The organism is Sphingomonas caseinilytica, assembly GCF_023516455.1.
Lineage (GTDB): Bacteria > Pseudomonadota > Alphaproteobacteria > Sphingomonadales > Sphingomonadaceae > Sphingomicrobium > Sphingomicrobium caseinilyticum.
The window spans coordinates 794,541-806,996 of record NZ_JAMGBA010000001.1; the positions used below are offsets into that span (position 1 = coordinate 794,541).

Annotated in this window: 13 protein-coding genes; 6 read left to right on the forward strand and 7 right to left on the reverse strand. The window is 62.2% G+C overall.

Annotated elements, in window-relative coordinates:
- Positions 1-34: 34 nt before the first annotated feature.
- Entirely contained in the window at positions 35-1,447 is a 1,413-nt protein-coding gene (rimO, locus tag LZ496_RS03980; protein ID WP_249903293.1) for a 30S ribosomal protein S12 methylthiotransferase RimO, read from the forward strand.
- Positions 1,448-1,484: 37 nt separating this feature from the next.
- Here the strand turns inward: rimO and LZ496_RS03985 are convergent, their stop codons facing one another.
- The 3 genes from LZ496_RS03985 to LZ496_RS03995 form a co-directional block, all read right to left on the reverse strand.
- On the reverse strand, positions 1,485-3,407 hold the full coding sequence (locus tag LZ496_RS03985; RefSeq protein WP_249903294.1) for a TIR domain-containing protein: 1,923 nt from the start codon (positions 3,405-3,407) through the stop codon (positions 1,485-1,487).
- 133 nt (positions 3,408-3,540) lie between these two features.
- Entirely contained in the window at positions 3,541-3,993 is a 453-nt protein-coding gene (locus LZ496_RS03990; protein WP_249903295.1) for a hypothetical protein, read from the reverse strand.
- A 10-nt stretch (positions 3,994-4,003) separates the two neighbouring features.
- Positions 4,004-5,128: a Kelch repeat-containing protein gene (locus LZ496_RS03995; RefSeq protein WP_249903296.1), complete on the reverse strand. Its 1,125-nt coding sequence runs from the start codon at positions 5,126-5,128 to the stop codon at positions 4,004-4,006.
- Between the two features lie 162 nt (positions 5,129-5,290).
- On the opposite strand from LZ496_RS03995, the gene LZ496_RS04000 reads away from it, so the two are divergent.
- The gene (locus tag LZ496_RS04000; protein ID WP_249903297.1) at positions 5,291-6,688 is read left to right on the forward strand and encodes a serine hydrolase domain-containing protein; all 1,398 of its coding nucleotides are present in this window, start codon (positions 5,291-5,293) and stop codon (positions 6,686-6,688) included.
- A gap of 13 nt (positions 6,689-6,701) precedes the next feature.
- On the opposite strand, the gene LZ496_RS04005 is transcribed toward LZ496_RS04000, so the two are convergent.
- A complete protein-coding gene (locus LZ496_RS04005) occupies positions 6,702-6,908 on the reverse strand; it encodes a hypothetical protein (protein WP_249903298.1) in 207 nt (68 codons plus the stop codon).
- Positions 6,909-7,002: 94 nt separating this feature from the next.
- On the opposite strand from LZ496_RS04005, the gene LZ496_RS04010 reads away from it, so the two are divergent.
- From LZ496_RS04010 to LZ496_RS04020, 3 genes are all read left to right on the forward strand, one after another.
- Complete coding sequence (locus LZ496_RS04010; RefSeq protein WP_249903299.1) at positions 7,003-8,400, forward strand: leucyl aminopeptidase family protein; 1,398 nt, start codon at positions 7,003-7,005, stop codon at positions 8,398-8,400.
- A gap of 149 nt (positions 8,401-8,549) precedes the next feature.
- Entirely contained in the window at positions 8,550-8,900 is a 351-nt protein-coding gene (locus LZ496_RS04015) for a MarR family transcriptional regulator (RefSeq protein ID WP_249903859.1), read from the forward strand.
- Between the two features lie 64 nt (positions 8,901-8,964).
- Positions 8,965-9,201 carry an SH3 domain-containing protein gene (locus LZ496_RS04020; protein ID WP_249903300.1) on the forward strand — a complete coding sequence of 79 codons (237 nt, stop codon included), beginning with the start codon at positions 8,965-8,967 and terminating at the stop codon, positions 9,199-9,201.
- Here the strand turns inward: LZ496_RS04020 and mltG are convergent.
- The 3 genes from mltG to LZ496_RS04035 form a co-directional block, all read right to left on the reverse strand.
- On the reverse strand, positions 9,198-10,163 hold the full coding sequence (mltG, locus tag LZ496_RS04025) for an endolytic transglycosylase MltG (protein WP_249903301.1): 966 nt from the start codon (positions 10,161-10,163) through the stop codon (positions 9,198-9,200). The two genes, LZ496_RS04020 and mltG, sit on opposite strands and share 4 nt — an antisense overlap.
- A 7-nt stretch (positions 10,164-10,170) precedes the next feature.
- Positions 10,171-11,433, reverse strand: coding sequence for a beta-ketoacyl-ACP synthase II (gene fabF, locus LZ496_RS04030; RefSeq protein ID WP_249903302.1), 1,263 nt, complete (start codon positions 11,431-11,433; stop codon positions 10,171-10,173).
- 104 nt (positions 11,434-11,537) lie between these two features.
- Positions 11,538-11,774, reverse strand: a complete 237-nt coding sequence (locus LZ496_RS04035) for an acyl carrier protein (RefSeq protein ID WP_249903303.1) — start codon at positions 11,772-11,774, stop codon at positions 11,538-11,540.
- Between the two features lie 150 nt (positions 11,775-11,924).
- Between LZ496_RS04035 and LZ496_RS04040 the strand changes: the two genes are divergently transcribed.
- Complete coding sequence (locus tag LZ496_RS04040) at positions 11,925-12,401, forward strand: vgr related protein (protein WP_249903304.1); 477 nt, start codon at positions 11,925-11,927, stop codon at positions 12,399-12,401.
- The last annotated feature ends 55 nt before the right edge of the window (positions 12,402-12,456 follow it).

The following is a 12,456-nucleotide window of genomic DNA, read 5'->3' on the forward strand; positions in this document are numbered from 1 at the left end:
TCGCCGCAAAATTCGCTATAGGGCGCTACTCCCCATGGCTACGAAACTTCCCTCTCCGCCGCGTGTCGGCATGGTGTCGCTCGGCTGTCCCAAGGCATTGGTCGACAGCGAACGCATCCTCACCAAACTGCGCGCCAATGGTTACGACATGTCGCCCGACTATGCCGGCGCGGATGTCGTGCTGGTCAACACCTGCGGCTTCCTCGACAGCGCCAAGGAAGAAAGCCTGGAAGCGATAGGCGAGGCCATTGCCGAGAACGGCAAGGTCGTTGTCACCGGCTGCATGGGCAAGGAAGCCGATGTCATTCGCGCCCGCTTCCCCGAAGTGCTCGCGATCACCGGGCCACAGCAATATGAGGAAGTTGTCGGCGCCGTACTGGAGGCCGCGCCGCCGGTCGCCAACCCCTATGTCGACCTCGTGCCGGAAGCCGGCCTCAAGCTCACCCCGCGCCACTACAGCTATCTGAAGATTTCAGAGGGCTGCAATCATCGCTGCAGCTTCTGCATCATCCCGTCGATCCGCGGCGATCTCGCATCGCGCCGTCCGGACGCGATCCTTCGCGAAGCGGAAAAGCTGGTCGCAGCCGGTACCAAGGAACTTCTGGTCATCAGCCAGGATACGTCGGCCTATGGCGTCGACATCCGCCACCAGCCGAGGGAGTGGAAGGGCCACGAGGTCCGCGCCCACATGACCGACCTCGCCCGCGAGCTTGGAATGCTGAAGACGCCGGAGGGCGAAACCCCCTGGGTTCGCCTCCACTATGTCTACCCCTACCCGCACGTCGACCAGGTCATCCCGCTGATGGCCGAGGGCCTTGTGCTCCCCTATCTCGACATTCCGTTCCAGCACGCGTCGCCCAAGGTGCTGAAGTCGATGAAGCGCCCAGCCAACGAGGCCAAGGTGCTGGAGCGCATCAGGAACTGGCGCTCCATTTGCCCCGACATGGCGATCCGCTCCAGCTTCGTCGTCGGCTTCCCCGGCGAGATGGACGAGGATTTCGAATATCTGCTGAGCTGGCTCGAAGAAGCCCAGCTCGACCGTGTCGGCGCCTTCCGCTTCGAACCGGTCGAAGGCGCCGCGGCCAACGCCCTTCCCGACCATGTCCCCGACGAGGTCAAGGAAGAGCGCTACCAGCGCGTGATGGACCTCACCGCCCGCATCAGCGCCGAAAAGCTCGCCGCTAAGGTTGGCAAGACCATCGACGTGCTGATCGATCGTGTCGACGAGGTCGCTCCAGCCGACGAGGGCCCCGACCGCGGCCATTTCGACGCGCCGCATCCGGAGCATCACCACGACGTCGGTGCCACCGGCCGGTCCAAGGCCGATGCCCCGGAAATCGATGGCGAAGTCCATCTCCGCGATGCGGCGGGGCTGAAGCCGGGCGATTTCGTGAAGGTTCTGGTCGAAGAGAGCGACGAGCACGACCTGTTCGGGGTCGCTGTCTAATTTTCCTACCCGAGAGCTGCCCTCTCCCGGACGAGGCTCAACTTGGGGCCCGAGCGAGCTTGGCGGCTTCGACTTTACAGTCATAAGGCAAGCTTGGCTCGAAGCAGAAGTCGGGCCAGTTACCGCTCTTGCGCCAATAGTCGAACTGGCCGCCCCACTTCTTCATGATCGCCATGAACCGAACGTCGTTCCGCACGAACGCAAATTTGGAGCGGAAGACGGAGGCGGGGCCAACGGTTACCCCGGGATCAAATTCGGACAGGGCCGTGATCAGCTCCTCTTTGCGGCCGAACTCGGCAAGCGTGTCGATATAGTCGCCGAACCAGCTCTTTGAGACGGCACGTGCCTCCTCAATGGCGCGCTCGATCTTGGCCGGACTGGGATCGACCCTTGCCTCGATGAAGCTTTCAGTGGCCGGACTAAGATACTGCCGAGAAACCTTGCCGGATCGAAGCATGGCGAGCGCTTCGCGCGGGTTGTCGTAGTCAGCCAACAAATAGAACCGCAGCTGGACGATATTGCTGGCACCGGGCCAGAGCCGTTCTGCATCCGTCAGTGCATTCTTCGCCGCTTCGAGTTCACCGGCATTGAACAAGGCGGTGATGAGAGAATCGCGAACCCATGGCGACAAGGGATCCAGCTGAGCGGCTTTGCGGGCGTAGGTGACCCCCTGTTGCAGGCGGCCAACCTGAAACATGTCGTTCGCATGCTCGGTCAGTGCGAATATGTTGGTCGGGTTCTTTTCGACCGCCGCTGCCGACAGGGGCATCCAGCGGTTGATCTGCCGCAGCTCCTGCATCCACGCTTCGGCGACATAGGCTTCCGCCATGGTCGGGTTGAGCTTTCGCGCCTTTGCGATGTGGGCCTTCAATTCCCTGCCCAAGGCCGGTGGCTTGTCGGATAGGAGCCACGCATAGGTCTCGGTGATCAGCAGCCTCGCCCAGCCGCCTTGAAAATCGGGTGCCTGTTCGGTGACTTTTCGAAACGCTTCGACCAGTGGATCGAAATCCCGTTCGAGTCCTTCGGACATACCGGCGCAGCCGCCGAGATAGAGCTTGAGCGTCGCCTGTTCGAGCTTCTCATGACCCGGCGCCATTGCTTCCGTAGCGCATTTCAGGACCAGCGCCGAAGAATAGGCAATCTGCTGCTGTAGGTCGGCAACCGGCCGCCGCGCCTGGTCAAACTCTCGCGACCACAGAAGGCTACCATCATCCGCCAGCAGCGCCACGGTCGCCTGTGCCTGTCCGTCAACCGCTCGCTGGTTGACCTTGAAGCTCAGGTCGGGATCGGCATCGGAACCCTCGACCAGTTGCAGCGCGTCTGCATTGGTCGATTGCAGGCTTCCAAGCTTGATGAACAGATCGCCGGCGAGGGACCGAGTCGACGGGCTATTGTCCGCGGCGATGACGGCGACCACGGGCGCAGACGAACTCCCGCCTCGATTGACCAGGAAATAGGCGGCCGCGACGACCATGAGGGCGACGGCCGCGATCAGCGAGAGCCGGTTGTTAGGCGATAAATTGCGCCGCGGACGGGCCGCAGGCTGCGCCGTGGCCGTCGGCTCATGCTCTTCGCCCGAAAGCCTGTCGATACAGGCTTCGATCTCCTCCAGTCCGCCGGGCTTGCCGCGCCCCTTCCAGGCGCTGAGATCGATGTTCTGATACTGGCGAAATCCGATCGGCGGGTTGGTCTCGTCAAGAAGAACCGGAACCAGCCGTCCACGGTCGCGCCCAGAGGCCGCTTCGTCCCTTACCCAGGGGGAATTGACCGCATCGCCGGACCAGAGCACGACCACGGCTTGGGCGTCATTCAACGCCTGCTCGATCTCCCTGCTATATTCGGTACCGCCCTTGATGTGGGAATCCCACCATACGGCGTGTCCCGCACTCTCCAGCGCCTCTGCCAGAGTTCGCGCCTTGGCGGCGTCGTCTCGGTCATAACTCAGGAAAACCCGCGCCACGGATGCCCCCCCCATCGTGCGCCCATATAGCAGCCTATGGCTGGAACGGGGAAGCGAGGGCGAAGTGATGCGGCGGGCCTGAAGCCGGGTGATTTCGTGATACGACCTCTACGGGGTCACCGACTAGCAACCATCACTCGACAACGTCGGAAGCAATCCCCGTCATCCGCCACGCGCAATTGTCGCGAGCATAGGTTGCGATCCAGCTGCTCTTGAAGTTCTTTTCACCCTCGGCCGGCTTGTCGGCGCGAGTGTATTTCGCCGCCACCTCGACCGCCATCCACGCCATTTGCCCATCAGGCGAGATCGTCACCACCGGCGAGCTCACGTCCCGCCACTCGCTATAGCGAACGCGCTTCAGGTAGCCGGTGAAGAACTGCTCGACATCGGCCTTGCTCTGCGTCCGCAGCGTGCCGTTGTCGGCCATCAGCAGCCTGTCGCCGATATTCTCGGCGATCGCCGCCCCCTCGCCCTGCAAATGCGCCTGGCGGGTCTTTTCATGCATCGCCAGAAGTTCCGCCTTCGCGTCCGCCGCCGGACAGGCCGGGGATGCGGCGAGCGATGCAGCAACTGCGACCATTATCATCTTTGCCTCCTCAAACGCAGGACATGGTCGGGCGATAGACCTGCATCGCGTTGGTGCCGGAATTGCCGCCCAGGGTGATCCCGCCGCCGGGCAGGAAAATCCGCCCGCCGATCACCGCACTGCCCTTCAGCCCATGGACCGCGATGGGAAGGTCGGGCAGCTGGGTCCATCGGTCGGCGCCTGGATCATAGCCGTAACTCGTCGGCGTCAGCCCCAGCACATGGGTACGCTCGCCCTCTCCGCCGAACACGAACATGCATCCGGCGTGAGCCGCCCCGGTAACGCCGCCTCGTGGCGCCGGCAGCGGGGCGCCTTTGCTCCACCGTCGGGTCGCGGGATCATAGATTTCGACGACATCGACCCGATCGGCCATGGCGCCCGGACCGGTGCGCCCGCCGGCGACGATGATCTTCCCGTTGAGCGCGACCATCGCCAGGTGATTGCGCTGGGTCGGCAAGTCCGGAAGCTTCTCCCATTTGTCGGTAGCCGGGTCATAGACTTCGAAGGCGGAGCCTCCGGGCGGGCGGCCGCCGGCGACGTAGATCTTGCCGTCGAATACCGCCTTTCCGCCGCCGCTTCTGGCGGTCGGCATCGGCGCCCGCGCGACCCACCCGCCGACTGCCGGGTCGTGAACCCATACATCGGCAACAAAGGTTTCCGGCCGTCCGGTACTCGCGCCCTCGATTTCGCCGCCGAGCATGTAGACCTTGCCGCCGACCGCTGCGACGTGCGTGTGATGGATCGCCTGAGGCAGAGTCGGGCCGAGCGCCCAACGGTTCGCGGCCGGGTCATAGATCTGGACCAAGTTCGACGGCAGCCGCCCGGGCGGATAGCCGCCAAGCACCCAGATCTTGCCGTCCACTTCCGCAACCGCATGTTCGGAGCGGGGGAGAGGCATGGCGAGCCCCATGCTCCACCCGTCGAACTCCCGATATGTGGGCGTCGGGGGCCCGGCGCTGACCCGGCCATTCCAGGTTTCAGTGAGCTCGTTCGCCTGGACACGCACCGCCGAACCGGCGGGCGGCGCTCCGGTTGCCGCGCCTTGCTGTGCCGTCGCGGTCGCACTGTTCAGCGCCGCAATGATGGTAAGCGGAAGTAGGGCAACGCCGCCGAGAACACTGGACCGTTTGATCATCCCGACCTCACCTCCAAGAGTTTCGGCAAACATCCTGCACAAGAGTTGGGCTGCGGGAACAAGGCTTCGACGAGCGACAGGCTGGTATCGCCTAGCGCCGATCCAGGGCCGGTGATCAGAAATCAGTTGGGCCTCATGGCTTCGGATGCTTAGGCTGGTGCCATGATGAGACCTGCTTTCGCGCTTTTGGCGCTGCTGACCTGCACCTCACCCGCCTACGCCCAGGCGATCTCGCCAGCTGAACAGGCCCGGATCGACAAGCTCGTTACCGAGACACTCGACAAGACGAAGACCCCGTCGGCTTCGGTCGCAATCGTTCGCGGCGGCCAGCTTGTTCTCGCCAAGGCTTACGGCAAGGCAGCCGAGACCATCCCCGCCGCGACGCCCGCCCTGCCCTATCAGATCGCCTCCAACTCCAAGCAGTTCACGGCCATGGCGCTTCTGCTGCTCGAAGATGAAGGAAAACTCTACCTCGACGACAAGGTGTCGAAATATCTCCCCGGCATCTCCGGCGGCGACCGGATCGCACTTCGCCAGCTGCTCAACCACACCTCGGGCCTTCAGGATTATTGGCCGCAGGACTACAGCTTCCCCGCGATGGCGCGGCCGACGACGCCGCAACAGATTCTCGATGTCTGGGCGAAGAAGCCGCTCGACTATGCGCCGGGCACGAAATGGCAATATTCGAACACCGGTTATGTCGTGGCCGGGATGATCGTCGAGAAGGTTGCCGGAGAACCCCTCTTCTCCTTCCTCCAGAAGCGCATTTTCCAGCCGCTGGGCATGACCAGCGTCGTTGACATGGACAAGGCGATCGGACCGAACTTCCCGCAAGGTTACGGACGCGCGGCCTTGGGTCCTGTCCGGGTTGAAACGCCCGCCGCCCCCGGCTGGCTCTACGCGGCCGGTGAACTGTCGATGACCCCGACGGATCTTGCGAAATGGGACATCGCCAGGATGAACCGCGCTTACATTCCGGCCGACGATTGGGATGAGCAGGAACGGACCGTCAGGCTGGCCGATGGAGAGGACAGCAATTACGGGCTCGGCGTCCGCAATACAGTCCGTGATGGCAGGCGCGTGATCAGCCATAGCGGCGAATCCGCGGGCTTCCTCTCGTTGAACAGCGTCTATCCGGAATCCAAATCGGCCATCATCGTCATGACGAATACCTGGTCGTCCGGCGCCTACAGCCAGATTTCGCGGGGCCTGGCCGAGATCATATTGCCGCCCACTTCGGCCGATCCTGTGCCCGCTGCCCAAGCGGCAACTGTCCGGACGGTCTATAATCAGCTTCGAAGCGGAATGCTTGACCGCAAGCTACTGACCGCCAACGCCAACTATTACTTCACCCCCACCGTCGCCGCCGATGTTCGTTCGAGCCTGTCGCCGTTGGGCGCGCCGGTCTCGATCGAGCCGGATGGCAGCTCCACGCTTCGCGGCGGATTCGTGATCCAGGGCTACACGGTCAAGTATCCCAACCGCACCCTCGATCTGTCAGTGTTCATGGAGCCTGGCGCGAATGGCCGCGTCGAGCAATTTCTCGTCCGCGGCGAATGACCACGTTGATTAGCTAAAGGCGGACGAAACCCCGGGGCCAGTGGTCCTTGTCCACCTCATATTGTTTGATCGTGAAGCCATCGGGCTCGTCGGAAAATCCGGGTAATAGCCGCGTCCGCTCCTCGGCGGCTTCGGCCAGGGACCGAGCCGAGTAAATGCCAACGACTTTCACTTTCCCCGTTTCAGGAAGGCTGTGAAGCAATACGAACAGTGCGTCCATGACGTCAGGTCTAAGCTCTGCGTCAGTATCCGCAACTGCGCGATATAGCAGTGCGGATTTGATGCCCGCCCGATGCTTCGGCTAGGGCGTTCAAATGACAGTCTTTGCAGACCTGCTTCAGGCGGATCGCGGCGGCGCGGCCCATGCCATCCATCTTGTCGACAAGGCCGGCTTTGCCGATTGGGCCAAGAAACAATCCGCCGAACGCCGGACGCTGCTTGAAGCAGCGCGATACCAAGGGAAGACGGCTTTCCAGTTCGCCATCCTGCCCGGTTCACAAGGCCAAGCCTGGGAGGTCGTTTCGACGGTCGCGAACGTGGCCGAACTTTCGCCATGGTGCCTGGCAAAGCTTGCGGAAGCGCTGCCGGAAGGCACCTATCGACTCGCTGAAGGCGACCCGGGCCCCGCCATGCTCGGCTGGCTGCTCGGCCAGCATCGCTTCAAGGATTATAAATCAAAGAGCGAGGACGATCGCGGCCCTCGCGTCCTACTGACGAAGGAAGCGGCCGGGATCGAACCCGCGGTGCGCCTCGCGGAAGCCACCGCGCTCGCAAGAGACCTCGTCGATACGCCGGCGGCCGATCTTGGCCCGGCGGAACTGGAGGCGGCAACCCGGAGCCTTGCAAAGCAGTTTGGCGCCAAGGTCGACGTCACATCTGGTGACGCCCTGGAACAGGGCTATCCGATGATCGCAGCGGTGGGCCAAGGCGCCGTCCGAGAGCGCGCTCCGCGCCTGATCGAACTCCGCTGGGGCAAGGAAAGCGCGCCTCGGATCGCGATCGTCGGGAAAGGCGTCTGCTTCGACAGCGGCGGTCTCGATATCAAGTCTACAGCGGGCATGCGGCTGATGAAGAAGGACATGGGCGGCGCGGCGCATGCGCTTGCGCTGGCGAAGCTGGTGATGGCCGAAAACCTGCCCGTGCACCTGCACCTGCTGATCCCGGCAGTTGAAAATGCCGTTTCGGCGGCAGCATTCCGGCCTGGTGACGTGATTTCCAGCCGCAAGGGACTGAAGATCGAAATCGACAATACGGATGCCGAAGGCCGGCTCGTCCTGGGTGACGCGCTCGCGAGGGCGGCTGAGGAAAAGCCCGAATTGGTTCTGGACTTCGCCACCCTGACCGGCGCCGCCAGAATTGCGCTGGGACCGGATCTTCCGGCGATGTTCGCCAACGACGAGGAACTGGCAGCCGACCTGGAATCGGCGGCGAGGCAAGTATCCGATCCCATTTGGCGGATGCCCTTGTGGGATGGTTATGACGAAATGTTGAAGTCGGACCTCGCCGATCTCTCCAATTCCGCGGACTCTTCGATGGCTGGATCCGTAACCGCCGCGCTGTTCCTTCGCAGATTCGCGCCGGAAGGCACGCCTTGGGCGCATTTCGACACTTACGCCTGGAGGCCGAGCGCAAAGCCGGGCCGGCCGAAGGGCGGCGATGCGCTAGGACTAAGAGCGGCATTCGCGATGCTCGCGCATCGCTACGGGCGCTAGACTTAATTCCGTTCGTCGCCGCAAGGCGCGGTTTTGTCGCCATTTTGTAAGATCGTTACGCAACCAATCCGCTCGTCCTCGGTTTCCCTTCTTGCACGCGACGACAAGGAGATATCGAACCAATGGCCGATACTTCGCTGTTGGGCTGGATGCGGGCGCTGATTGAATATGTCCGCTCGGGTGAGCCCGACCTAACCAACCGGCAAATGGCCTTGCTGATGCTGGTCTATCTGACGCCGGGCCCTCATACCGTCCGCGGTCTTGCCCGAATGCTGGGCGTATCCAAGCCGGTCGTCACTCGCGCCTTGAATACATTGGGAGCCCTCGGCTATCTCCGCCGCGAGCGGGATCAGGACGACCGCCGGAATGTCTTTGTCGTCCGAACCAATGACGGGGCCGAATTTCTTGAAGGGTTCAAAAAATATCTCCGCGCAGGCGATGAAGACGGCCGCCGCGCAACCGAACAGCGCGGAAAGGAACCCGCCTTCGCCAGTCACTGACGGTTTCGCGCTTTCCGGTTCTTCAATCCTGCCCGACCCCGCCACCAATGCCTACCGCAAGGACTTGGCCGATACCTCACTCGCCGGTTGCGTGATCGCGTCTCACTACGCTGAACCGCTAGTCCGTCATCTGATTGCCGCGGCCGCATTGTTGCCGCAGCCGGCCGAAGAAGCCGAGCCCATCACTCAGTTAAGCGAGGGCGACGAACTGCGAGTGCTCGACATCAGTCGCGGCTGGGCCTGGGGTTATGGCCCCGACGGACGCGTCGGCTACGTCACGGCGGAAGCAGTGGGGATCTAAATTCCCTTGGCCTTTCGGTAGGCCCGCCATTTGGCGACATTGGAGTTATGCTCGGCCAGAGTGCGCGCAAAAACATGCCCGCCGGTACCGTCTGCCACATAGTAAAGGGCATCAGTCTTGGCGGGATTGAGGACAGCAGCGATACTGTCGCGCCCCGGATTGGTGATGGGGCCAACCGGCAAGCCTCGCATGCGCCGGGTGTTATAACCATTGTCAGCCGCCAATTCCGACCGGCGGATCATCCGACCCAGTGGTTTGCCCTTCGTAAGTGGATAGATGGTGGTCGCGTCCGCGCCCAACGCCATGCCGATGCGGATGCGGTTCGATAGCACTCCGGCAACCATGGGACGTTCGCTCGCCTTGCCAGTCTCCTTTTCGACGATCGACGCAAGGATGATGGCCTCGCCTGGCGACCTGACGATGCTGTCCGAGGACTTCTTCGCCCACTCCGCCTGCAAGGTCTTTTCCATCGCATCGGTCATCCGCTTAAGCACCGCGGCCCGGGTTTCACCCGTCTGCCAGTCATAGCTGTTGGGCAGGACCGATCCTTCGGCTGGCAGAGGCGCATCGCCGGTCAGTTCCGGGATCGCAGCCAGCTTTTCCTGCACCAGGATCGACGGCATTCCCTCGGGAATGGTCAGTAGCCGTACGACCGGACGGCCGTGTTGGAGAATGTCGAGTACCTCGGCGCCGCTTGCCCCTGCCGGAATTTCGAATTCACCAGCCTGAATGGGATCCGAAGAGCCGAATAGCCGGGCCATGACGCGATAGGTGTCGGCATTGCCGGGGATTATGCCATTTTCTTCCATGTCACTGACAATGGAGCGAAGTGTTTGCCCTTCTTTCACCAATACCCGATGCGGCCCGGCAGTGGGGCCAGAGCCTAGCCAGAGCAGCCAAAATCCGCCCGCGCCGACCAGAAGGCCGAGCACGGCTACGACCAGGATCAGCCGTTTCAGCATGTTGGGCTTAGTCGACCGCCTTCACGACCAGCGAGGCATTGGTCCCGCCAAAGCCGAAACTGTTGTTGAGCGCCGCGCGAACCTGCCGCTTCTTCGCCTGGTGGGGGACCAGGTCGACACCAGCCGTTCCCTCGCTCGGATTATCGAGGTTCAGCGTTGGCGGGACGATCTGGTCGCGGATCGCCAGGATGCAGAAGATGGTCTCGACCGCGCCGGCGCCGCCAAGCAGGTGGCCGATGGCCGACTTGGTCGAGCTCATGGAGACATTGGCGATCTCGTTTCCAAACAAGCGGCGCACTGCTCCAAGTTCCAGCTCGTCGCCCATCGGGGTCGAGGTGCCATGGGCGTTGATATAGTCGATGTCGCCCGGGGTCATGCCCGCCTTCTTCAGTGCCATTTCCATGGAGCGATAGGCGCCCGAGCCCTCCGGGTGCGGGGCAGTGACGTGATAGGCGTCGCCCGACAGGCCATAGCCGACGACCTCGGCATAGATCTTCGCGCCGCGCGCCTTGGCATGCTCATATTCCTCGAGCACCACCACACCGGCGCCTTCGCCCATAACAAAGCCGTCGCGATCCTTGTCATAGGGCCGCGAAGCCTTCTCGGGCTGGTCGTTGAAGGCGGTGCTCAGCGCGCGCGCCTGGGCGAACCCGGCGATTCCGATCGGACAGATCGTCGCTTCCGCGCCGCCTGCCAACATGATGTCTGCGTCGCCGTCCTTGATCATACGGGCCGCATCGCCGATCGAATGTGCGCCGGTCGAACAGGCGGTAACGACGGCGTGGTTCGGGCCCATCAGGCCATATTTGATCGAAACCTGGCCGGAAATGAGGTTGATCAGCCGGCCGTGGACGAAGTGCGGACTGACCCGGCCCGGACCTTTCTCGGCCAGAACCAGGCTTTCGCTTTCGATACCCGGGAGCCCGCCGATGCCCGAACCGATCGAGCAGCCGGCGCGAAACTTTGTCGCTTCGTCCATGTCGGTGAGGCCGGCATCCTCGATCGCCTGGCCGGCGGCATCGATCCCGTAAATGATGAAAGGATCCACCTGGCGCTGGACCTTATGGTCGACGCGCTTGTTGGGATCGAAGCCATAAGCATGATCGGCAGGCTTCACTTCGCATGCGATGTGACATTTTTGGTCGCTTGAATCGAATCTCGTGATCCTTCCCGCGCCGGATTTGGCGGCGAGGATGTTCGACCAAGTGGTCTCGACGTCCGCTCCCAGCGGCGTAACCAGTCCAAGACCCGTCACCACGACACGGCGCATGCAAAACTTCCCTTCAAAACACCTCAAATGCAAACGGCTTCCCGAAGTTCACGGGAAGCCGTTCGTGCCGCCTCATGGGCGGGCGGCAGCCGATCGGTTCCCGATCAGCCCTTGTTGCTGTCGATATAGTCGATCGCGTCCTTGACGGTCGCAATCTTCTCGGCCGCATCGTCAGGGATCTCGACGCCGAATTCTTCTTCGAACGCCATCACCAGCTCAACGATATCGAGGCTGTCGGCGCCCAGGTCATCGATGAAGCTTGCTTCTTCAGTGACCTTCTCGGCTTCGACACCGAGATGTTCGACGACGATCTTCTTCACCCGATCGGCGGTCTCGCTCATGTGGACTTTCCTCCGTTAGATTTTGCGCTGCCCTAGCGTCCGAGTGCGATACGGGCAAGCAGTCATTGCGAGCCCGGTACAGGCCCAACTTGCTTCCAGATGTGCACAATGGATTGCACCCGCGCTCCGTTCCGGAGCATTTGAGGTCGGGTGAACGGTGCTCGTCCCCTTACATCCGGAGAGATCGCACTCGCCCGATCAATATTCGGCGATGCGGTCGATTACCGCCGAGTTAGCCTCGTCCGGCGCAAATGGTGGCCGTTCCAGCCTAGTGGAATTGTCATGGCCCCCTCGGGAAACATCCATTTTCATCCCAAAAGCAGCCTCTGGTCGGAAGATTTCTCGAAGGAAAACCTGTCGCTGCAGGGATTGTTCATCCACGAAATGACCCATGTCTGGCAAGCGCAGACGCGCGGCCGCTGGTTTTTGCCGCTGATGCGGCATCCATTTTGCCGATACAGCTACAGGCTGGTCGAGGGCCGCCCATTCGACCGCTATGGGCTGGAGCAACAGGCCGAAATCATCCGCCATCGCTTTCTGGCAAATCAAGGCCAAATTACTGTTGCTTCAATTCCGCCCGGTTTTTTGCCGTTCAACGGTTCTGTTACAGAAACGCAACAGTCTTAGTACAAACGCGCCACCCCCCTTTTCGCAGCCGCACAGTAGAATAGTCTGCATGTTG